Here is a 21,356-nt window from a genome sequence, read left to right as displayed (position 1 = left end):
GCGGACTGTCACCACCACTCATGACAAACGTCATGGGTGGTGATGCAGGGGGTGGGAAGACACTTGGTGCCGACTGGAAGGGACGGGAACACGACGAAGTCCCCGGTCGGAATCGACCGGGGACTTCATATTCTGAGCGGACGACCAGGTTCGAACTGGCGACCTCAACCTTGGCAAGGTTGCGCTCTACCAACTGAGCTACGTCCGCATTGCAACCACTCGGCTTTCACCGGTGGAGCGAGCACTACTCTACCTGATCCACCGGAGTGGTCCTGCAAGTCGTGCAGAGCGGGTGACAGGAATTGCACACTGCGCCTTCCCCCTGGAAGGGGGATGTTCTGCTACTGAACTACACCCGCACGCTGCGTGGGGTTCGGCCTTTCCGGCCTCGCCCCTCGGCGTGTTCCAGACTCTATCCGACCTGCGGGGGTGTAGCGCAAGTCGGCTCCCCCGCAGGTCCTCCGGCGGTGTCCCACCGGACCTGTCGCCGGGTCAACTCGCTTCCTGGAACGCCTCGTACACACTCTTCGGGATGCGGCCCCGGGCGGGGACGTCCATGCGGTGCGAGCGTGCCCAGGCGCGGACCGCCGCCGGGTCGGGCGCGAGCGAGGTGTGCCGGTACGGAACGGGAGTCTTGCCGTGCTTGCCGGCATTTGTCTGCTTGCGGCCGGCCGCCATGTACGGGGCCAGGGCGTTCCGCAGTTTCTTTGCGTTGGACGGATTGAGGTCGATCTCGTACGACTTCCCGTCCAGGGCGAAGGTGACCGTTTCCGCCGCTGTGCCCCCGTCGATGTCGTCGGAGAGTGTGACCACTACGCGCTGCGCCACGGATATCGGTCCTTTCCTACGGCATCGACGCGTCTGACATGCGCCGATGCCGGCCTTCCGGCTGTGAGCGCGGATGCGGGCCGACTGTTGTCGGTGCCCCGGGGCAATGCTGCATTCCCCGGTAATCATTTGTACAGCGAGTGGTGCCGCATTGTGAAGCCCGTCCAATTACTTCCGCGTGTCCGCCCGCTATGTGTGCTGCTCGTGAGCATTTGTTTCGCGGCTTTTCCGCCGTCCGGCGATCGGCCGATATCTGGGCGTGATCTATCCCGATTGATATCTACCCGCGTAGAATTTCCGGCCAGGTACGCTGAGTGGACCCGCGGGGGTCCGGGGTACCCCCTCCGGAGAAACAGCCGCACCACACCACCACACCGGGAGTGCCAGTGGCACGCGTCGTAGTCGACGTCATGCTCAAGCCCGAGATCCTCGACCCGCAGGGACAGGCGGTGCAGCGCGCACTGCCCCGTCTCGGCTTCGAGGGAATCGCGGACGTACGTCAGGGAAAGCGTTTCGAGCTGCAGGTCGAAGGGCCGGTCGATGACGCCGCCCTCGCCCGTATTCACGAGATGGCGGAGACGTTCCTCGCCAACACCGTGATCGAGGACTTCACCGTCAAGGTGGAGAACGCCGAGGAGTCGAAGTGACTGCTCGTATCGGAGTCGTCACCTTTCCGGGCACGCTCGATGACCAGGACGCCCTGCGGGCCGTTCGCGTCGCGGGCGCGGAGCCCGTATCGCTGTGGCACCGCGACAAGGACCTGCACCAGGTCGACGCGGTGATCCTGGCGGGCGGTTTCTCGTACGGCGACTATCTGCGCGCCGGAGCCATCTCCCGGTTCTCGCCGGTCATGGAGACGGTGATCGAGCAGGCGAAGGCAGGCATGCCGGTCCTCGGCATCTGCAACGGCTTCCAGATCCTGACCGAGGCGCACCTGCTGCCCGGCGCGATGCTGCGCAACAACCACCTGCACTTCATCTGCCGCGACCAGACCCTGCGCGTCGAGAACGCGGAGACCGCCTGGACCTCGGACTACTCCGCGGGCCAGGAGATCTCCGTACCGCTCAAGAACATGGACGGCCGCTACACCGCCGACGAGCACACGCTCGACGCGCTGGAGGCCGAGGGCCGCGTCGCCTTCCGCTACGTGGGCCACAACCCGAACGGCTCGCTGCGCGACATCGCCGGCATCACCAACGCCGCGGGCAACGTCGTCGGCCTGATGCCGCACCCGGAGCACGCCGTGGAGCCGCTGATCGGCACCGGTCGCACCGACGGTCTCGGTTTCTTCACCTCGATCATCAAGAAGCTGGTCAACGCATGAGCCTGGACACGGTCAAGCACGCGGCCGAAACCCCGGACACCGCGCAGCCCTGGAAGGAGCTCGGCCTCAAGGAGGACGAGTACGCCCGCATCCGCGAGATCCTGGGCCGCCGTCCCACCGGCGCCGAGCTCGCCATGTACTCCGTGATGTGGTCCGAGCACTGCTCGTACAAGAGCAGCAAGGTCCACCTCAAGCAGTTCGGCGAGAAGGTCCCGGCCAACGACGCCATGCTCGTCGGCATCGGTGAGAACGCCGGTGTGGTCGACGTCGGACAGGGATACGCGGTCACCTTCAAGGTCGAGTCGCACAACCACCCCTCGTACATCGAGCCCTACCAGGGCGCGGCGACCGGCGTCGGCGGCATCGTCCGCGACATCCTCGCCATGGGCGCCCGCCCCGTCGCCGTCGTGGACCCGCTGCGCTTCGGTGCGGCCGACCACCCGGACACCAAGCGGGTCCTGCCGGGTGTGGTCGCGGGCATCGGCGGGTACGGCAACTGCCTCGGCCTGCCGAACATCGGCGGCGAGGTCGTTTTCGACGCCTGTTATCAGGGAAACCCGCTCGTCAACGCCGGCTGCATCGGTGTGATGAAGCACGAGGACATCCACCTCGCGAAGGCTTCCGGGCCCGGCAACAAGGTCATCCTGTACGGCGCCCGCACCGGCGGCGACGGCATCGGCGGCGTCTCCGTGCTGGCCTCGGAGACCTTCGAGTCGACCGGCCCGGCCAAGCGCCCGGCCGTCCAGGTCGGCGACCCGTTCCAGGAGAAGCTCCTCATCGAGTGCACCCTGGAGATCTTCAAGGAGAAGCTCGTCGCGGGCATCCAGGACCTCGGCGGTGCCGGGCTCTCCTGCGCCACGTCCGAGCTGGCCTCCGCGGGCTCCGGCGGCATGCGCGTCGAGCTGGACACCGTGCCGCTGCGCGACTCCTCCCTCTCGCCCGAGGAAATCCTCATGAGCGAGTCGCAGGAGCGCATGTGCGCCATCGTCGAGCCGCAGCACGTCGACCGCTTCCTGGAGATCTGCGAGAAGTGGGACGTCATCGCCACCGTCATCGGTGAGGTGACCGAGGGTTCGCAGCTGGAGATCTTCTGGCACGGCGAGCAGATCGTGGATGTGCCGCCGCGGTCCGTCGCCCACGAGGGCCCGACCTACCACCGCCCGTTCGCCCGCCCGTCGTGGCAGGACGCGCTCCAGGCGGACGACGCGGGCAAGCTGGCCCGCCCGGCGAACGGCGCGGAGCTGCGCGAGCAGGTCCTCAAGCTGGTCGCCTCGCCGAACCAGGCGTCGAAGTCCTGGATCACGGACCAGTACGACCGGTTCGTGCAGGGCAACACCGTGCTCGCGATGCCCGAGGACGCCGGCATGGTCCGCATCGACGAGGAGTCCAACCTCGGCGTGGCCATGGCGACCGACGGCAACGGTCGGTACGCGAAGCTCGACCCGTACACCGGTGCGCAGCTCGCGCTGGCGGAGTCGTACCGGAACGTGGCCGCTACGGGTGCCAAGCCGCTCGCGATCTCGGACTGCCTGAACTTCGGTTCGCCCGAGGACCCGGACGTCATGTGGCAGTTCGCCGAGGCCACCCGCGGTCTCGCGGACGGCTGTCTGGAGCTGGGCACTCCGGTCACCGGCGGCAACGTCTCGCTGTACAACCAGACCGGTGAGACGGCGATCCACCCGACGCCGGTCGTGGCCGTGCTCGGTGTGATCGACGACGTGACGCGGCGTACGCCGGTCGCCTTCGGGGAAGAGGGCCAGCTCCTCTACCTGCTGGGTGACACGCGCGAGGAGTTCGGCGGCTCGGCCTGGTCCGAGGTCGTCCACAACCACCTCGGCGGGATGCCGCCCAAGGTGGACCTGGGCCGCGAGAAGCTGCTCGCCGAGATCCTGATCTCCGCCTCCCGCGACGGCATGATCGACGCTGCGCACGACCTGTCGGACGGCGGCCTGATCCAGGCGGTCACCGAGTCCTGCCTGCGTGGCGGGAAGGGCGCCCGGCTGGTCGTGCCGGACGGCCTCGACGCGTTCACGCTGCTGTTCTCCGAGTCCGCGGGCCGCGCGGTCGTCTCGGTTCCGCGCAGCGAGGAGCTGCGGTTCAACGACATGTGCGGGGCGCGCGGTCTGCCCGTGACGCGCATCGGTGTCGTGGACGGCGACGCGATCGAGATCCAGGGCGAGTTCAGCATCCCGCTGAGCGAGCTGCGCACGGCGCACGAGGAGACGATCCCGGCGCTGCTCGCGTAGTTCCCGGACCGCACCCGACGAAACCCCCGACCGGTTCCGCCCGGTCGGGGGTTTTCGCGTGGTGCGTACGGGGAAGTGCCGGGTCTCGGCGGGTGGTTCGGCCGTTGCCGGTACGGGGAAGAGTCAGGCCCTCGTACGGGTGCCGGGCAGCCGGATCGCCAGGATCAGGGCGAGGACCATCACGCCGGTGGCGCAGGCGAAGACCACGTCCGTCGAGGAGGCGAAGGCTTCCAGGGCCTGGTGGCGGGCGCTCCCGGTGAGGTGGCCGATGTCGCTGGTCGTTCCGCCGGGGCCCTTGGCGGCGTAGACCCTGCTGAGCACTGCTCCGAAGAGGGAGGCGCCCAGGGCGGTGCCGAGGGTCTGGAAGAAGCGGATGCCGGTGGTGGCGACGCCCAGCTGGGCGGGCGGGGCGGTGTCCTGGACGAGCTCGATCAGCTGGCCGATGAGCTGTCCGAAGCCGATTCCCATGAGCAGCAGCGCGCCGCGCACGGCCCACAGGCCGGTGTCCGTGTCGAGCGTGGTCAGCAGGGCGAGGGCGGCCGAGGCGAAGACCGTGCCGCTGACGACGAAGGTCTTCTGCGACCAGCCGGCCGCGACCAGGCGCCCCGAGACGAGCCCGACGACGGTCATCCCGATCGCCATCGGGACCAGGAAGAGACCGGCCGAGGTCGCGGCGACCCCGCGGACCACCTGGAGGTAGATCATCACGTAGACGATCGACCCCATCATCGCGACGCCGACCAGGCCCTGGACCGCGAAGCCGTACCGCATGAGCCGCAGCCGGAAGAGCGAGAGCGGCAGGATCGGTTCGGCGGCCGTGGCCTGGCGCCACAGGAACAGGCCGAGGGCGACGACGGCGGCGACGGCGAGGCCGACGACGACCGGCGAGGTCCACGCGTAGTCCTCGCCGCCCCACTCGGTGACCAGGAGCAGCGCGGTGGAGAAGATCGCCGCGAGACCGGCGCCGAGGAAGTCGATGCGGTGGCGGGTGGTGCTGACCGGGAGCTTCACCACGAAGACCGCGGCGACCAGGACGGCGACGCCGACGGGCAGGTTGACGTAGAAGATCCAGCGCCAGCCCGCGTGGTCGGCCAGGGCGCCGCCCAGCCAGGGGCCGAGCGCCATGCCCGCACCGGCGATGATCCCGCCGATGCTGCCCTTTCTGTCGCCGCCCTTGGCCTTCGCGCCGGCACCCGCTTCGGGGCCCGCCGTGCCGAGTTGGCGGAGGACGACCATGGTGACGCTCATCAGGCCGCCGCCGCCGATGCCCTGGAAGGCGCGTGCGGCGATCAGCTCGCCCATGGACTGGGCCATTCCGCACAGCGCGGACCCGGCGAGGAAGGTGGCGAGCGCTCCGATGAAGACCTTCTTCGAGCCGAGGGTGTCGCAGAGCTTGCCGTACAGGGGCAGCGCGGCGGTCGCGGCGAGCTGGTAGGCGGCGATCAGCCACGGGATCCGGTCGACGCCGTGCACCGGGTCGAGGTCGCGGACGATCGGGACGGTCGCCGAGGACACGATGTTCGAGTCCAGTACCGCCAGCAGGATCGTGACGATGCAGAGCGCCACGGCGATCATGACGCTCCTGCCGCCGGCCGGCTGTCCGTCCGTCGCCGTCCGCTGTGGCGGGGGTGCTGTGGCTGTTCCGGGCATGACTGGGATCCCCCCTCATGGGCGGTGCTGACGCGCACCGCTGTGGTCGGTCCCACTGTTCACTGAATTTGTGTACTGGGTCAAGTTTTCATCCGAGATTAATTTTCATCCTGGTACAGTGAGGACATGACCGAGGGGATGGGACTGCGCGAGCGCAAGAAGAGGGAAACCCGGCGGCGGCTGCTGGAAACGGCCACCAAGCTCTTCTCCGAGCGCGGGTTCGACCAGGTCTCCGTCGCGGAGATCGCCGATGCCGCCGATGTGTCGAAGATGACCGTCTTCAACTACTTCGACAGCAAGGAGGACCTGGTCTTCGCGCCGTTGGAGGAGCACGTCGGAGACGCCGCCCGGATCGTGCGGGAGCGCGCGCCCGGTGAATCGGCGGTGGCGGCGTTGCGCCGGCAGTTCGTGGCGGCGATCGAGCGTCACGACCCCTCGGTGGGGATGGGCGACCACCCGTTGGCGCTGGGCATCGTGCGGCTCATCCTGGAGACGCCCGCCCTGCTCACCCGCGCCCACTCCTTCTTCGTGCGGACGCAGGACCAGCTCACCGACGCCCTGATCGAAGAGGGCGAGGAGCCGGTCATCGCGCGCATCGTCGCCGCCCAGCTCCTCGGTACGCGAAACGCGCTGCTCACCGAGAACCGCAGGCGCCTGCTGTCCGGCGAACCGGCCGCCGCGGTCGTCCCCGACGCCGTCGCCCTCGCGCACCGCGGCTTCGACCTGCTGGAGAAGGGCCTCGGCGACTACGCGACGCGCACCTGAGCCGAGGGCTCCGCATACGCGGGGCGTCCCTCCGCGCACCAGGAGGCGCCGCCCTGTCAGTGCCGCGTCGTAGGCTCCCCGGCATGCCGCCCTCGCAGAAGCGCGCCCGTCGCTACGACCCGGCCAGGACCCGTACCGCGGTCCTCGCCCAGTTCGCCCACGTCCGGGACGGGGTGCGCGCGCTGACCCCGCAGCAGCTCGCCGCGCCGAGCGGCCTCGGTGACTGGACGGTGCGCGAGCTCGCCGCGCACATCACCATGGCCCTGTCGCACGTCAGCCGGACGCTGGAGCTTCCCGCACCGGCCCTCGCCAGACCCGAGGTGTCCCTCCTGGAGTGGCCGTTCACCACGGCGGCCCGCGCCTCGGGGATCGCGGACGACACCGCCGAACGGGCCGCGGCAGCCCCCGACCTGGACGCGCTCTACGCGGAGGTCGCCGACCGCTTCGAGGCCCTGGTGCCCGGCGCCTCCGAGGACCGCCTGCTGGCCACCCGGGTCGGGGCGATGCGCCTCGGCGACTTCCTGGTCACCCGCACCGTGGAGCTGGTCGTCCACACCTGGGACCTCAACGAGGCGACCGGGCTCTCCGTGCCGTACGACCGGCAGGCGCTCGCCGCGTGCAGCCGGCTCCTCGCCGACGCGCTGGCCGAGAGGGCGCCCGGCGGTTCGGTGGAGGTCCGGGTGCCGCCGTACGCGGTGGTGCAGTGCGTCCAGGGGCCGCGCCACACCCGGGGCACCCCGCCCAACGTCATCGAGACCGACCCGCTCACCTGGATACGGCTCGCGACCGGGCGTACGGAGTGGGCGCGGGAGGTCGAAGCGGCCAAGGTCGCGGCGAGCGGCGAGCGCGCGGATCTCTCGGGGCTGCTGCCGCTGATGGGCTGACCTCGCCCCGGACGCCCGGCGGGCGCCCCGAGATGCCACATACCGGGCGCCCGCGGTGTGAGGCTCGCCACGAAACGACCGGTCGGGCTGCTCGTCCCCGACGCCCGGGAGCCGGCTCACGCAGCGCCACGAGGGGCCCCACCGCGGGGTTCTGCGGGTGGCCGAATCCAGTCGGTGGATGGCCGGCGATCCGGGCGTCGCCTGCCCTGCGGCGGTCGCCGCGCGTAGATCGGGGAGGAGCCGTGATTACCGTACGTGACTGTTCCGAGAGGTCCGGGAGTGCGCTTCCGGGGCGCTTCGCCGGTGGTGGGGCGGGAGATCCCCAATTCGGACCAGTGGTCGATCTCCCCTACACTCGATGGCGTGCCTCGTGGTGATGGACGACTCAACCACGACCTGCTCCCCGGAGAGAAAGGCCCCCAGGACGCTTGCGGCGTCTTCGGTGTCTGGGCTCCGGGCGAAGAGGTCGCCAAGCTCACCTATTTCGGACTGTATGCCCTGCAGCACCGTGGACAGGAGTCCGCGGGCATCGCAGTGAGCAACGGGTCCCAGATCCTGGTCTTCAAGGACATGGGACTGGTCTCGCAGGTCTTCGACGAAACCTCCCTGGGATCGCTCCAGGGCCATATCGCGGTCGGTCATGCCCGCTACTCCACCACCGGTGCCTCGGTGTGGGAGAACGCGCAGCCGACGTTCCGTGCGACCGCGCACGGCTCGATCGCCCTCGGTCACAACGGGAACCTGGTCAACACGGCCCAGCTCGCGGAGATGGTCGCCGACCTTCCGCGCAAGGACGGCCGCGCCACCCAGGTCGCCGCGACCAACGACACCGACCTGGTGACCGCGCTGCTCGCCGGCCAGACCGACGACGACGGCAAGCCGCTGACCATCGAGGAGGCCGCCGCCAAGGTGCTTCCCGAGGTGCGCGGCGCCTTCTCCCTGGTCTTCATGGACGAACACACGCTCTACGCCGCCCGTGACCCGCAGGGCATCCGCCCGCTGGTCCTCGGCCGCCTGGAGCGCGGCTGGGTCGTCGCGTCGGAGTCCGCCGCCCTCGACATCTGCGGCGCCAGCTACGTGCGCGAGATCGAGCCGGGCGAGATGGTCGCCATCGACGAGAACGGTCTGCGTACCTCTCGATTCGCGGAAGCGAAGCCCAAGGGCTGTGTCTTCGAGTACGTCTACCTGGCGCGCCCCGACACCGACATCGCGGGCCGCAACGTCTACCTCTCCCGTGTGGAGATGGGCCGGAAGCTGGCCGCGGAAGCGCCCGTCGAGGCGGATCTGGTCATAGCGACCCCGGAGTCCGGCACCCCGGCCGCCATCGGTTACGCGGAGGCCAGCGGGATCCCGTTCGGCGCCGGCCTGGTGAAGAACGCCTACGTCGGCCGGACCTTCATCCAGCCGTCCCAGACGATCCGGCAGCTGGGCATCCGCCTCAAGCTGAACCCGCTCAAGGAAGTCATCAAGGGCAAGCGCCTGGTGGTCGTGGACGACTCGATCGTCCGCGGCAACACCCAGCGCGCACTGGTCCGGATGCTCCGTGAGGCCGGCGCCGCCGAGATCCACATCCGGATCTCGTCCCCGCCGGTGAAGTGGCCCTGCTTCTTCGGCATCGACTTCGCGACCCGCGCCGAGCTGATCGCCAACGGCATGTCCGTCGAGGAGATCGGCACGTCGATGGGCGCCGACTCGCTCGCGTACATCTCGATCGACTCGATGATCGAGGCGACGACGATCGACAAGCCGAACCTGTGCCGCGCCTGCTTCGACGGCGAGTACCCGATGGAGCTCCCGGACCCGGAGCTGCTCGGCAAGCAGCTGCTGGAGACCGAGCTGGCGGCGGGCCCCGCGGCGACCGCGGCGTCCGACGCGCTGCGGCGTCCGTGACCCGGACCGTCCGGCAGCCCTTCCCCCAGCCCCGTATCTCCACACGAAAGATCCCAGGCAATGTCTGAGACAACAGGTGCTTCCTACGCGGCAGCGGGCGTCGACATCGAGGCCGGCGACCGCGCCGTCGAGCTGATGAAGGAGTGGGTGAAGAAGACGCAGCGCCCCGAGGTCGCGGGTCTCGGCGGCCTCGGCGGCTTCGCCGGCCTCTTCGACGCCTCGGCGCTCAAGCGCTACGAGCGTCCGCTCCTGGCCTCCGCGACGGACGGCGTCGGCACGAAGGTCGACCTCGCCCGTCAGATGGGCGTGTACGACACGATCGGTCACGACCTCGTCGGCATGGTCGTGGACGACCTCGTCGTCTGCGGCGCCGAGCCGCTGTTCATGACCGACTACATCTGTGTCGGCAAGGTGCATCCCGAGCGTGTCGCGGCCATCGTCAAGGGCATCGCCGAGGGCTGTGTGCTGGCCGGCTGTGCGCTGGTCGGCGGCGAGACGGCCGAGCACCCGGGTCTGCTGGGCGCGGACGACTTCGACGTGGCCGGAGCGGGTACGGGCGTGGTCGAGGCCGACCGCCTGCTGGGCCCCGACCGCATCCGCGAGGGCGACGCCGTGATCGCCATGGCGTCCTCCGGGCTTCACTCGAACGGGTACTCGCTCGTCCGCCACGTGGTGTTCGACCGGGCCGGCTGGACGCTGGACCGCCAGGTCGAGGAGTTCGGGCGGACCCTGGGCGAGGAGCTCCTGGAGCCGACCCGGATCTACTCGCTGGACTGCCTGGCCCTCACCCGTACGACCGAGGTGCACGGCTTCAGCCACGTCACCGGCGGCGGCCTGGCCAACAACCTGGCCCGGGTCATCCCGGACAACCTGCACGCCACGGTGGACCGCTCCACGTGGACCCCGGGCGCGGTCTTCGACCTCGTCGGCAAGGCCGGCCAGGTCGAGCAGCTGGAGCTGGAGAAGACGCTGAACATGGGCGTCGGCATGATCGCGGTCGTCCCCGCCGAGTCCGTGGACGCGGCCCTGACGACGCTGGCCGACCGGGGTGTCGACTCCTGGGTCGCCGGCGAGATCACCGCCCGGGGCGACCACGCGACCGGCGCCGAGCTGGTGGGTTCGTACGCACGCTGAGCGGGAACACCGGTCGGGCCGACGGGCCCGGCCGGTCACCGGCCGTCTCGCCCTCCACGTGAGCAGGCAGCACAAAACCCGGTCCGGAGGGGCTCCGGACCGGGGTGATGTGTCAGCGCGAGGTCAAGCGCCGCGGCGCTTGGACGACGGACCGGACTGGTCGTTCTCGTCCTCGTCCTCGTCGTTGTTGTACAGATCCGCGTACTGTGCGTACGGGTCATCTTCCTCGTCGTCATCCTCGAACGGCTCCGCGTTCGGTGGCTGACTCGAAGTCGATGCGCCCAGCTCACTGGCCAGACGCGACAGGTCCGTCCCGCCGGTGCTGTATTTCAGCTGGCGGGCGACCTTGGTCTGCTTGGCCTTTGCCCGGCCGCGCCCCATGGCTCGACCCCCTCGGTGACGGGGCTCGACGGCCCCAGAGTCTTGACACGCGTTCATGTTTCAGGACGGTCTCTCGGCAGAGAGACCGTGCCTGTAGAGCTTTAACGGTACCTGCTTCCGCGGCCATACGGTACGCCGCCCGCATCACGCGCCCCGGAAGAGGACCCACGAGACGCCCCGTCCTCGCTGGTCAACTGCGATTTTAACCTCTTATCGGCAGGCGACCCGCCGACCGGCGTGAGTCTTGTCTCGCCGGTCGGCGGGCCGCGGCCGTTCGGAGGGGCGCCGGATCAGCGGCGACGGGCCTCCGCCATCCGCTGTTCGGCGATCCGGTCGGCCGCGGCGGCGGGCGGAATGCCGTCTTCCTTCGCACGTGCGAATATGGCCAGCGTGGTGTCGAAGATCTTCGTGGCCTTCGCCTTGCACCGGTCGAAGTCGAAGCCGTGCAGCTCGTCGGCGACCTGGATGACGCCGCCCGCGTTCACCACGTAGTCGGGCGCGTACAGGATGGCCCGGTCGGCCAGGTCCTTCTCGACGCCCGGGTGCGCGAGCTGGTTGTTGGCCGCGCCGCACACCACCTTCGCGGTGAGCACCGGCACGGTGGCGTCGTTGAGGGCGCCGCCCAGCGCGCACGGGGCGTAGATGTCCAGGCCCTCGGTACGGATCAGCGCCTCGGTGTCCGCCGCGACGGCGACCTGGGGGTGCTTGTCGGTGATCCGGCGCACGGACTCCTCGCGCACATCGGTGATCACGACCTCGGCGCCGTCCGCGAGCAGGTGCTCGACCAGGTAGTGGCCGACCTTGCCGACTCCGGCGACCCCCACTTTCCGGCCACGCAGCGTCGGGTCGCCCCACAGGTGCTGGGCCGAGGCCCGCATGCCCTGGAAGACGCCGAACGCGGTGAGCACCGACGAGTCGCCGGCGCCGCCGTTCTCGGGGGAGCGGCCGGTGGTCCAGCGGCACTCGCGGGCCACGACGTCCATGTCGGCGACGTAGGTGCCGACGTCGCACGCCGTCACGTACCGGCCGCCGAGCGAGGCGACGAACCGGCCGTAGGCCAGCAGCAGTTCCTCGCTCTTGATCTGCTCGGGGTCGCCGATGATGACGGCCTTGCCGCCACCGTGGTCGAGCCCGGCCAGGGCGTTCTTGTACGACATGCCGCGCGCGAGGTTCAGCGCGTCGGCGACGGCCTCGGCCTCGGAGGCGTACGGGTAGAAGCGGGTGCCGCCGAGGGCGGGGCCCAGGGCGGTGGAGTGGAGGGCGATGACGGCCTTGAGGCCGCTGGCCCGGTCCTGGCAGAGGACGACTTGTTCGTGTCCACCCTGGTCCGAGTGGAACAGGGTGTGCAGGACATCGACAGGCGCGCCGGTCACATCGGTCACTGTGGTGACTCCCAAGTACGAAGCGGCGGAAAGACCCTCCTGAAGGTGGGGAGGGCCGGCCGGACCGACCGTACGGACGGCCCGGCTGGGCAAGAGCGTAAGTCCTACCCCCACGTAGATCTGTTCCAGTGCCAAGGATCACCCCCCAGCGGGGGACAGGCGTGACACGATCACCGCATGTCGGTGGTGTCTTCGGTGCTGGTTCCCTACGCGTCCTACCTCCGGGTGTACGAGCCACTGGCGGCCTTCCCGGAGGGCGAGCGCGCCCACTGGGCCCGTTACGCGGCCCGCGACCGGGTGCCCACGGCGCAGGACGAACTCAGGCGCTCGCTGGCCGACTTGGTGGCGACCCCGCCCGCCGGTGTGCCGGCGCACGAGAGCGCCGACGCGTTCGTGGCCGAGGTGGACGGCGTGGTGTGCGTGTGCCCGTGGCGGACCCGGCTGCGCGGCTGGCTGGCGCTGGACGGGCTGGCGGAGCTGTTCCCCGGGCCGGTGCTCGACGCGGTGCTGCCGCCGGTGGTGCGCGGCCAGGCGCTGGCCGACCACGAGCGGTGGGCGGAGCGCAATCCGGACGCCCGGCCGTGGATCAGGACGGCGGTGTGGCAGGTTCCGGTGCGTTGGTTCGTGCTGTTCGCGGACGAGGAGCGGGAGCATGTGGTGGCCGGGCCGGACGGGGAGCCGCCGGTGTTCCGGTACCGGACGCCGATGGTCGAGGCGCGGCGTCGGCTGGCCAGGTCGCTGCGGACGCTGCGGGAGACGATGGACGAGGGTCCGCTGACGGCGGGGCTCGTGGACGTCGGGCGGTGGCTGGAGGAGTTCCACCCGCGCTCGCTCGTGGAGCTGGACTACGGCGGGCTGGTGCACGCGCTGCCGGAGCGGGAGCTCAGCGTGGACCGGAGCGCCGCCGATGTGGCGGAGGGGATCGCCGCGCTGCGGGCGGGGGACGCGGAGCGGGCGGCCGAGGCGTATGCGCGGCTCGCGGAGCGCTGGCGGGCCGTAAGGGACCGTCAGTTCGCCAACTGACCGCCTCGGCACCTTGTGCGGACGGCTCGTGAACCGGTGTCGGATGTGACACGTGTGGGTGAAGGGACGGAAGGGGCCCAGGGGGCGGTGGGACCTACGTCCCGAACCGGGCCTTTGCCTCAACCGTGATGGATAGCACTTACGGGGCCCTTGCGCCCTTCCCTACCCCTCGTGCCAAAATAGGACAAGGAGTCCGGTGAGGACTCCATCCGTCCGTGTATGGGCGGATCGCTCAGCATTGCACGCTATGGGGGGTCTGATGACTCCTGATCGCTCTGTGACTGATCGTCACGGTGGTGTGACTGTCCGCTATGGCATGGTCCATCGGCTTTCCGTCGCTGATGAACACCTGGGAGGGCAATTCCATCGGTTTGGCCGACCGGGCTGGACGGATGGTGTAGTTGTAGTGCCGAGGACAAGCCGTTCGTCCTATAACCGACTCGGCCCGCGTCCGCCATTTCGGGCAACGTGGGTCAAGGTGCAGAATTTAGAGGAAAGAACCGAGATGGTTCGGTTCTCCCGAGGAGGCCGCTCATGACCGCTCGCACCCCTGATGCCGAGCCGCTGCTGACCCCGGCTGAGGTTGCCACGATGTTCCGCGTGGACCCGAAGACGGTTACCCGTTGGGCGAAGGCAGGCAAGCTCACGTCCATCCGCACGCTCGGTGGGCATCGCCGGTACCGCGAGGCAGAGGTCCGCGCACTGCTTGCGGGCATTCCGCAGCAGCGCAGCGAGGCCTGACAAACCCCCTGTCACCCCATCACAACTGGGCTTTTGGGTCCCCCAACCCACTTGCTCACCCATAGCTCCATATGACGGGCGCCCGCCCCAACGGGCGCCGTACCTGTGCCGTACGGGTCATGTCATCCGATCGCGCTGGACTCCGCCGGGTCCAGCGCGATTTTTTTGCGCCCGGAACGGATCCGCTTCGTGGCTGCTCCCCGCAGGCCCGCGGTGCTCTTCGCGCAGCGCGGCCCGGCGGCCGGGGGCCTCGCCGGTGACGTCGCCCGAGGTGTCGGTGGGTGGTGCGGGGGTATCCGGAGGGCACCCCTCCGCGAGGTGCAATTGCACATATTAAATTTGCTAGTTGTAGGAAGGGTGTAAAGGCGCCCCTTCTCAAAACTGATTCAGTGACACCCGTCACAGTGCACGAGTGTTGCCAACTACGAGCCTGCCACTGTGAGGAAGCCGACGGAGGCGCCGAAGGTCATGTCGTGGGAGGACTTACGTCCCCGCTTCGCGACGGCTGTACGAGGGCCGGCCGACGCCTCGTGGGCGCCTCGGGCGGTCCGCCGGGCCGATCCGGCGTCCGGGCGGCCTGTGGGGCCGTCACGGGCTCCATGGTGAGCCTCAGCAGCCGGGCGCAGACCGCGCAGTACCGGGTGAGGTGGCGGTGGCCGGAGGCGGCGGCCAGATGCGCGCGCAGCAGTGCGCGGACGTCGTGCCGGGATGCCCGCGTGAGGCCGGGTGTCCCCTTGCGCCGGCTCTCGCCCGTGGATGCCCCCATCGCGCCACCTCCCGGTGGATGCGCGCCGCCCCGCTCCGGGAACCCGGGGGCGGCCCCTGGTTTCTGAGTACTCGTCGGCGGACACCGCAGTCAAGACGCGCGAAAGCCCGGATCGATACGATCCGGGCTTTCGTTCTGCGGTCCTGACGGGATTTGAACCCGCGGCCTCCACCTTGACAGGGTGGCGAGCACTCCTAACTGCTCCACAGGACCAGGTTTCGCTGCCTTCCTCGCGTCCGGCTGCGAAAACAGACTGTACAGGAGTTCAGCGGGTGCGGTCGAACTCACTGCGAGTGGTGGGTCCGTCACGGGCGTGCGCTACGGCGCGGCGGCGTCGATCGCCTTCACGATCCGCTTGTCCGAGACGGGGAACGCGGTGCCGAGGGCGTGCGCGAAGTAGCTCACCCGCAGCTCCTCGATCATCCACCGGATGTCCAGCACCTCCTGCGGGACGGGCCGGCCCTTCGGCATTTGCTCCAGCAGCCAGGCGTATTCGTCCTGCATCTCGTGGACCTTCTCCATGCGCGTGGTGTCGCGCTGGACGTTGGTCGGCATCTGCTGGAGCCTGCGGTCCTCCGCGACCAGGTAGCGCATCAGGTCGGGCAGCCTGCGCAGCCCGGTCGCGGTGACGAAGCCGGGCGGCATCAGGCGCGCCAAGTGGTCGCGTACGTCCGTGACGTTGTTGATCAGGACCAGGCTGTTGGTGGCCTTCAGCCGGCGCTCGCACGCCTGCCAGGCCGCCAGGATCTGCTGCACCTGGCCGATCGTGCGCACGGTGAGGTCCACGAGGTCCGCGCGGACCTTGTCGTACAGCGTCCGGAACGACGCCTCGTCCCAGGCCGGGCCGCCGTGCGCCGCGATCAGCCGGTCGGCGGCCGCCGTGGCGCAGTCGTCGAACAGGGCCTGGATCGAGCCGTGCGGATTGCGGGACAGGGCCAGCTTCTGCTGGTTCGTCAGCTTGTCCGACGCGAACTTCGCCGGGTTCACCGGGATGTTCAGCAGGATCAGCCTGCGGGTGCCGCGCCACATCGCCTGGGCCTGCTCGGCCTCCGTGTCGAAGAGGCGTACGGCTACGGTTTCGCCCTGGTCGACCAGCGCCGGGTACGCCTTGACCGGCTGGCCGGCCCGCCGGGTCTCGAAGACCTTGTCCAGCGTGCCGATCGTCCAGTCCTTCAGGCCGGAGCGCTCGATGGATTCGCCGGACGGCCCCGCGGTGGCCGCCGCGGCCTTGGAGAGGGCCTGCCGGGCCTTCGGGCGCAGCCGGAGCTTCAGCGCCTCCAGGTCCTTGTCCTCGGCGACCCTGCGGCGCCGCTCGTCCACGATCCGGAAGGTGATCTTGAGATGGTCCGGGACCCGGCTCAGGTCGAAGTCGTCCGCGGTGACCGGCACGCCGACCATCCGCTGGAGCTCACGGGCCAGCGTGGCCGGGAGGGGCTCCTGGAGGGGCACGGCCCGGTCCAGGAACTTGCCGGCGTAGTTCGGCGCGGGCACGTAGTGCCGGCGGACCGGCTTGGGCAGCGAGCGGATCAGTTCGGTGACGACCTCCTCGCGCAGGCCCGGGATCTGCCAGTCGAAGCCCTCCGACGTGACCTGGTTCAGCACCTGAAGCGGAATGTGGACGGTGACACCGTCGGCGTCCGCGCCCGGCTCGAACTGGTAGGTCACCCGGAACTTGAGCTTCCCCTGCCGCCAGGAGTCCGGGTAGTCGTCCTTGGTGACGGCCCCGGCCTTCTCGTTGATGAGCATCGAGCGCTCGAAGTCGAGCGCGTCCGGCTCGTCGCGCCGCTTGTGCTTCCACCAGGAGTCGAAGTGGGCGCCGGACACGATGTGTTCGGGGATGCGCTGGTCGTAGAAGTCGAACAGGGTCTCGTCGTCCACGAGGATGTCGCGGCGCCGGGCACGGTGCTCCAGCTCCTCGACCTCGCCGAGCAGCTTGCGGTTGTCGTGGAAGAACTGGTGGTGCGTGCGCCAGTCGCCCTCGACCAGGGCGTTGCGGATGAAGAGGTCCCGCGAGGTCTCCTGGTCGATCCGGCCGAAATTGATCTTGCGCTGGGCGACGATCGGCACGCCGTACAGCGTGACCCGCTCATACGCCATCACCGCGGCCTGGTCCTTCTCCCAGTGCGGTTCGCTGTAGGTGCGCTTCAGCAGGTGCTGGGCGAGCGGCTCGATCCACTCCGGCTCGACCTTCGCGTTGACCCGCGCCCAGAGCCGGGACGTCTCCACGAGCTCCGCCGACATCACGAACCGCGGCTGCTTCTTGAACAGTGCCGAACCGGGGAAGATCGCGAACTTGGCACTGCGAGCGCCCAGGTACTCGTTCTTCTCGGTGTCCTTCAGCCCGATGTGCGACAGCAGTCCGGCCAGCAGCGAGGTGTGCACCGACTGCTCGGGAGCGTCCTCGTCATTGAGGGTGATGCCCATTTGCTTGGCGACCGTGCGCAGCTGGGCGTAGATGTCCTGCCACTCGCGGATGCGGAGGAAGTTCAGGTACTCCTGCTTGCACATCCGGCGGAAGCTGGAGGAGCCGCGCTCCTTCTGCTGCTCCCGGATGTAGCGCCACAGGTTCAGGAACGCCAGGAAGTCGGACGTCTCGTCCTTGAACCGGGCGTGCTGCTGGTCGGCCTGCGTCTGCTTGTCGGAGGGCCGCTCGCGCGGGTCCTGGATGGAGAGCGCGGCGGCGATGACCATGACCTCGCGGACGCAGCCGTTGCGGTCGGCCTCCACGACCATACGGGCCAGGCGCGGGTCCACCGGCAGTTGCGAGAGCTTGCGGCCGAGCGGGGTGAGCCGCTTCTTCGGATCCTTCTCCGCGGGGTCGAGCGCCCCCAGCTCCTGGAGGAGCTGTACGCCGTCGCGGATGTTGCGGTGGTCCGGCGGGTCGATGAAGGGGAACTTCTCGATGTCGCCGAGGCCGGCGGCGGTCATCTGGAGGATGACGGAGGCCAGGTTCGTCCGCAGGATTTCCGCGTCGGTGAACTCCGGACGGGTCAGGAAGTCGTCCTCGGAGTACAGCCGGATGCAGATGCCGTCCGAGGTACGGCCGCAGCGGCCCTTGCGCTGGTTGGCGCTGGCCTGCGAGATCCGCTCGATCGGCAGCCGCTGCACCTTGGTGCGGTGGCTGTAGCGGGAGATGCGGGCGTTGCCCGGGTCGATCACGTACTTGATGCCGGGGACGGTCAGCGAGGTCTCGGCGACGTTGGTGGCCAGCACGATCCTGCGGCCGGTGTGGCGCTGGAACACCCGGTGCTGCTCGGCGTGCGACAGGCGTGCGTAGAGGGGGAGCACCTCGGTGTTGCGCAGGTTCCGTTTGCCGAGCGCGTCGGCGGTGTCGCGGATCTCGCGCTCGCCGGAGAGGAAGACCAGGACGTCTCCGGGGCCCTCGCCCTGGAGTTCGTCCACGGCCTCGCAGATCGCCGTGATCTGGTCGCGGTCGGCGTCGTCGCCGTCCTCCTCCAGGAGGGGGCGGTAGCGCACCTCCACCGGATACGTACGCCCGCTGACCTCGATGATCGGGGCGTCGCCGAAGTGGCGCGAGAAGCGTTCCGGGTCGATGGTCGCGGAGGTGACGACGACCTTGAGATCGGGGCGCCGTGGCAGCAGCCGGGCCAGATAGCCGAGCAGGAAGTCGATGTTCAGCGACCGCTCGTGGGCCTCGTCGATGATGATCGTGTCGTACGCCAGCAGCTCGCGGTCCGTCTGGATCTCGGCGAGCAGGATGCCGTCCGTCATCAGCTTGACGAAGGTCGCGTCCGGGTTCACCTGATCGGTGAAGCGGACCTTCCAGCCGACGGTCTCGCCGAGCGGCGTCTTCAACTCGTCGGCGATCCGCTCGGCCACCGTGCGGGCGGCGATCCGGCGCGGCTGGGTGTGCCCGATCATGCCCCGGAGGCCCCGGCCCAGCTCCATGCAGATCTTGGGGATCTGGGTGGTCTTGCCGGAGCCGGTCTCACCGGCGACGATCACGACCTGGTGGTCGCGTATCGCCTCCAGGATCTCGTTCTTCTTCTGGCTGACCGGGAGCTGTTCGGGGTACGTGATGGCGGGCATCCGGTCGGCCCGCTGCGTGAGCCGCCCGGCTGCCTTGTCCGCCTGGGCGGCGATCTCGTCCAGCACGGCCCGCTGGGCCTCGGGCTTGCGGATGCGGCGGGCGCCTTCGAGGCGGCGGCCGAGCCGGTTCGCGTCGCGGAGCGAGAGCTGCGCGAGCCGGGACTGGAGATCGGCGAAGGAAGTAGACATACGGATCCCAGGATCTCACCCGGGCCGGAGGAAGGGCGAACCCATTTCGGGCGGTACCCCGCGAGGGCGCCGGGGCCCGGAGCCCATCCGGCACTCGGGGGACTGTCGCACATGACGAAGGCCCCGTCCTGCGGACGGGGCCTTCGGGTGGTGGCTGGGGCCGGGATCGAACCGGCGACCTATCGCTTTTCAGGCGATCGCTCGTACCAACTGAGCTACCCAGCCACAAGGTTTCACGTGAAACCTCAGCGGTCCTGACGGGATTTGAACCCGCGGCCTCCACCTTGACAGGGTGGCGAGCACTCCTAACTGCTCCACAGGACCAAGCAATGTGCGAGACGAGTCTCGCACACGTTCAAGCGTGCCCCCAACGGGATTCGAACCCGTGCTACCGCCTTGAAAGGGCGGCGTCCTGGGCCACTAGACGATGAGGGCTAAGGGCCCACCTGCGCGCCTTGCAGCGCGTCGGGGACGTGAGAAGCATATGGGATGCCGGCGGCGTTCGCCAAAACGGTTTACGGGGAGGGGGTCGGGCCGGTCGGGGACGGGCTCGTGAGGGCGGGCTTCTGCTCCGGAAGATGGCGGCTGACCTCGGCCGTCGTCAGCCCGAGGCCACCCAGGGTGATCTCGTCCCAGGCTTGCAGGCGGCGGGTGGAGCGGTCCAGGTAGAGCACCGACGCGAGCACCTGTTCCGGCTTCTTGTTCTGGACGGCCCGCAGCCCGCCGCCGCCCGTGGAGCCCTCGACCATCAGCCGGGTGCCGCCCTTCAGGACCTCGTTCTGCCGGTGGTGTACGTGGCCCGCCAGCGCCAGCGGGACCTCCCCGTCCGTCTCCTTCACCGCCTCGGGCTCGTGCGCGACGGCGATGTCGACGGGGGTGCCGGACCGCCGCTGCTCGCGCAGGGCGGCGGTGAGCGTGCGGCCGGCCACCCTCTCGACGTCCTCCGCCTGCTCGGGGCCCGTCCGGTCCGGGGTGAACTGCGGGTCCCCGGTCCCGGCGACCCGCAGCCCGCCGACGGTCACGGCACGGCCCTGGTCCAGGACGTGGACGTTCGGGAAGCGCTTCTTGTCGGACAGGTACTTCTGCGTCACCGCCGAGTCGTGGTTCCCGCGCACCCAGACGTAGGGGGCGCCGAGATCGGCGACGGGGTCCAGGAAGCTGTTCTCGACCGCGGTGCCGTGGTCCATCGTGTCGCCGGAGTCGATGATCACGTCGATGTCGTACTGCTCCACGAGTGAGCCGATGATGTGCCACGCGGCCGGGTTCAGATGCACGTCCGAGACATGCAGGACCCGCAGGGTCGCCGGGTCCGGGCTGTAGACGGGGAGCGTCGAGGTGGCGTCGTACAGCTTGGTGACGTTGGTGACCAGGCGGGCCAGCTCCTGCTGGTAGACGTCGAAGTCGCTGACGATCGAGCGGGCGTCGCCGACGACCGAAGGGGCGCTGGAGAGCAGCCCGGAGAACCGGGGCTCCAGGACCGACTTCGGGTTCCAGGTGGCGTACGCGCCGACGCCGGACGCGGCCAGCAGTGCGAGGGCCAGGCCCCCGGCGGCCAGGGCCCGGCGCGGCCGGCGGTAGACCGCGAGGCCCAGCGCGGTCGCCCCGGTCACCACCGCCACGCACGAGCGCAGCGCCAGCTCGCGGGTGCCCGCCGCGACGTCCGACGTGACCTCGTCCTCCAGCCCGGCCAGCCGCTCGGGGTGCTGCACCAGGGCCTGCGAGCGGACCGGATCGAGCCGGTCCACGTCGACGTCGAGGCGGACCGGGGCGTGGTGCGAGTCCAGCTCCAGTGCGCCGAGAGGGGAGACGTTGATCTTGGTGCCGCCGCTGAGCGAGGGCCGCAGGGTCATCGTCGTGTCCATCGGCCCCACGGTCGTCCGGACGCTGCCCACCGCGAGCAGCCCGAGCCAGGCGCCGAACAGCACCACGACGACCAGCCCGAGGGCCCGGACGAACGGGCGGGGCGCGGCGAAGGGCCTGCGGGCGGCGCGGCGTGGCGTGCGGCGGGGTATCGGGCGGCGGAAGGGGACTCGGGCGCGGGCCATTGGGTGCCCCTGCCCCAGTCGCGGTGGGGGTATGCCCGGGTCCGGGCCCTGGGCGGGC

General features: G+C 69.7%; 16 protein-coding genes and 6 tRNA genes. 9 read left to right on the top strand and 13 right to left on the bottom strand.

The window, feature by feature from the left end:
• Nucleotides 1-135: 135 nt before the first annotated feature.
• From ACZ6C6_RS26010 to ACZ6C6_RS26000, 3 genes are all read right to left on the bottom strand, one after another.
• Nucleotides 136-208 (bottom strand) — tRNA-Gly (locus ACZ6C6_RS26010).
• A 79-nt stretch (nucleotides 209-287) separates the two neighbouring features.
• Nucleotides 288-359 (bottom strand) — tRNA-Gly (locus ACZ6C6_RS26005).
• Between the two features lie 133 nt (nucleotides 360-492).
• On the bottom strand, nucleotides 493-828 hold the full coding sequence (locus ACZ6C6_RS26000) for a histone-like nucleoid-structuring protein Lsr2 (RefSeq protein WP_198957044.1): 336 nt from the start codon (nucleotides 826-828) through the stop codon (nucleotides 493-495).
• Nucleotides 829-1,214: 386 nt separating this feature from the next.
• Between ACZ6C6_RS26000 and purS the strand changes: the two genes are divergently transcribed.
• The 3 genes from purS to purL are packed head-to-tail and all read left to right on the top strand — an operon-like array spanning nucleotide 1,215 to nucleotide 4,398.
• Nucleotides 1,215-1,475 (top strand): phosphoribosylformylglycinamidine synthase subunit PurS, encoded by a 261-nt coding sequence (purS, locus tag ACZ6C6_RS25995; RefSeq protein ID WP_018101738.1) that lies wholly within the window; start codon nucleotides 1,215-1,217, stop codon nucleotides 1,473-1,475.
• A complete protein-coding gene (gene purQ, locus ACZ6C6_RS25990; protein WP_164402307.1) occupies nucleotides 1,472-2,152 on the top strand; it encodes a phosphoribosylformylglycinamidine synthase subunit PurQ in 681 nt (226 codons plus the stop codon). The genes purS and purQ overlap by 4 nt, the downstream gene beginning before the upstream one ends.
• Entirely contained in the window at nucleotides 2,149-4,398 is a 2,250-nt protein-coding gene (gene purL / locus ACZ6C6_RS25985) for a phosphoribosylformylglycinamidine synthase subunit PurL (RefSeq protein ID WP_265542848.1), read from the top strand. The genes purQ and purL overlap by 4 nt, the downstream gene beginning before the upstream one ends.
• A 123-nt stretch (nucleotides 4,399-4,521) precedes the next feature.
• Here the strand turns inward: purL and ACZ6C6_RS25980 are convergent, their stop codons facing one another.
• A complete protein-coding gene (locus ACZ6C6_RS25980; RefSeq protein WP_469205801.1) occupies nucleotides 4,522-6,048 on the bottom strand; it encodes an MFS transporter in 1,527 nt (508 codons plus the stop codon).
• A gap of 126 nt (nucleotides 6,049-6,174) precedes the next feature.
• Here ACZ6C6_RS25980 and ACZ6C6_RS25975 point away from each other — a divergent pair, with 126 nt between their 5' ends.
• The 4 genes from ACZ6C6_RS25975 to purM all read left to right on the top strand — a co-directional run bounded on the left by ACZ6C6_RS25975 (nucleotide 6,175) and on the right by purM (nucleotide 10,721).
• Nucleotides 6,175-6,813 carry a TetR/AcrR family transcriptional regulator gene (locus ACZ6C6_RS25975; RefSeq protein ID WP_469205799.1) on the top strand — a complete coding sequence of 213 codons (639 nt, stop codon included), beginning with the start codon at nucleotides 6,175-6,177 and terminating at the stop codon, nucleotides 6,811-6,813.
• An 83-nt stretch (nucleotides 6,814-6,896) separates the two neighbouring features.
• On the top strand, nucleotides 6,897-7,697 hold the full coding sequence (locus ACZ6C6_RS25970; RefSeq protein WP_469205797.1) for a maleylpyruvate isomerase family mycothiol-dependent enzyme: 801 nt from the start codon (nucleotides 6,897-6,899) through the stop codon (nucleotides 7,695-7,697).
• Between the two features lie 363 nt (nucleotides 7,698-8,060).
• Nucleotides 8,061-9,587: an amidophosphoribosyltransferase gene (purF, locus tag ACZ6C6_RS25965; RefSeq protein ID WP_469205796.1), complete on the top strand. Its 1,527-nt coding sequence runs from the start codon at nucleotides 8,061-8,063 to the stop codon at nucleotides 9,585-9,587.
• 60 nt (nucleotides 9,588-9,647) lie between these two features.
• The gene (gene purM / locus ACZ6C6_RS25960; protein ID WP_469205794.1) at nucleotides 9,648-10,721 is read left to right on the top strand and encodes a phosphoribosylformylglycinamidine cyclo-ligase; all 1,074 of its coding nucleotides are present in this window, start codon (nucleotides 9,648-9,650) and stop codon (nucleotides 10,719-10,721) included.
• A gap of 123 nt (nucleotides 10,722-10,844) precedes the next feature.
• Here purM and ACZ6C6_RS25955 read toward each other — a convergent pair whose 3' ends face one another.
• Together ACZ6C6_RS25955 and ACZ6C6_RS25950 are read right to left on the bottom strand one after the other, a co-directional pair.
• Entirely contained in the window at nucleotides 10,845-11,102 is a 258-nt protein-coding gene (locus tag ACZ6C6_RS25955) for a DUF3073 domain-containing protein (protein WP_073966783.1), read from the bottom strand.
• A gap of 290 nt (nucleotides 11,103-11,392) precedes the next feature.
• Nucleotides 11,393-12,484, bottom strand: coding sequence for a Leu/Phe/Val dehydrogenase (locus ACZ6C6_RS25950; RefSeq protein WP_469205792.1), 1,092 nt, complete (start codon nucleotides 12,482-12,484; stop codon nucleotides 11,393-11,395).
• A gap of 177 nt (nucleotides 12,485-12,661) precedes the next feature.
• Between ACZ6C6_RS25950 and ACZ6C6_RS25945 the strand changes: the two genes are divergently transcribed.
• Both ACZ6C6_RS25945 and bldC read left to right on the top strand, forming a co-directional pair.
• Entirely contained in the window at nucleotides 12,662-13,507 is an 846-nt protein-coding gene (locus tag ACZ6C6_RS25945) for a DUF8083 family protein (RefSeq protein ID WP_469205790.1), read from the top strand.
• A 534-nt stretch (nucleotides 13,508-14,041) separates the two neighbouring features.
• Nucleotides 14,042-14,248, top strand: coding sequence for a developmental transcriptional regulator BldC (gene bldC, locus ACZ6C6_RS25940; RefSeq protein ID WP_003949541.1), 207 nt, complete (start codon nucleotides 14,042-14,044; stop codon nucleotides 14,246-14,248).
• A 466-nt stretch (nucleotides 14,249-14,714) separates the two neighbouring features.
• On the opposite strand, the gene ACZ6C6_RS25935 is transcribed toward bldC, so the two are convergent.
• The 7 genes from ACZ6C6_RS25935 to ACZ6C6_RS25905 all read right to left on the bottom strand — a co-directional run bounded on the left by ACZ6C6_RS25935 (nucleotide 14,715) and on the right by ACZ6C6_RS25905 (nucleotide 21,298).
• Nucleotides 14,715-15,014: a DUF6274 family protein gene (locus ACZ6C6_RS25935; RefSeq protein WP_469205788.1), complete on the bottom strand. Its 300-nt coding sequence runs from the start codon at nucleotides 15,012-15,014 to the stop codon at nucleotides 14,715-14,717.
• Nucleotides 15,015-15,152: 138 nt separating this feature from the next.
• Nucleotides 15,153-15,227, bottom strand: a tRNA-Asp gene (locus tag ACZ6C6_RS25930).
• Between the two features lie 105 nt (nucleotides 15,228-15,332).
• On the bottom strand, nucleotides 15,333-19,253 hold the full coding sequence (gene hrpA, locus ACZ6C6_RS25925) for an ATP-dependent RNA helicase HrpA (protein WP_469205786.1): 3,921 nt from the start codon (nucleotides 19,251-19,253) through the stop codon (nucleotides 15,333-15,335).
• Between the two features lie 148 nt (nucleotides 19,254-19,401).
• Nucleotides 19,402-19,478 (bottom strand) — tRNA-Phe (locus tag ACZ6C6_RS25920).
• A gap of 24 nt (nucleotides 19,479-19,502) precedes the next feature.
• A tRNA-Asp gene (locus tag ACZ6C6_RS25915) sits at nucleotides 19,503-19,577 on the bottom strand.
• Nucleotides 19,578-19,615: 38 nt separating this feature from the next.
• A tRNA-Glu gene (locus ACZ6C6_RS25910) sits at nucleotides 19,616-19,688 on the bottom strand.
• Between the two features lie 80 nt (nucleotides 19,689-19,768).
• Nucleotides 19,769-21,298, bottom strand: a complete 1,530-nt coding sequence (locus ACZ6C6_RS25905; protein ID WP_469205784.1) for a metallophosphoesterase family protein — start codon at nucleotides 21,296-21,298, stop codon at nucleotides 19,769-19,771.
• Nucleotides 21,299-21,356: the final 58 nt, after the last annotated feature.

This window comes from Streptomyces sp. NPDC041814 (assembly GCF_055590565.1).
This window is presented reverse-complemented; position numbering and strand designations above follow the sequence as displayed.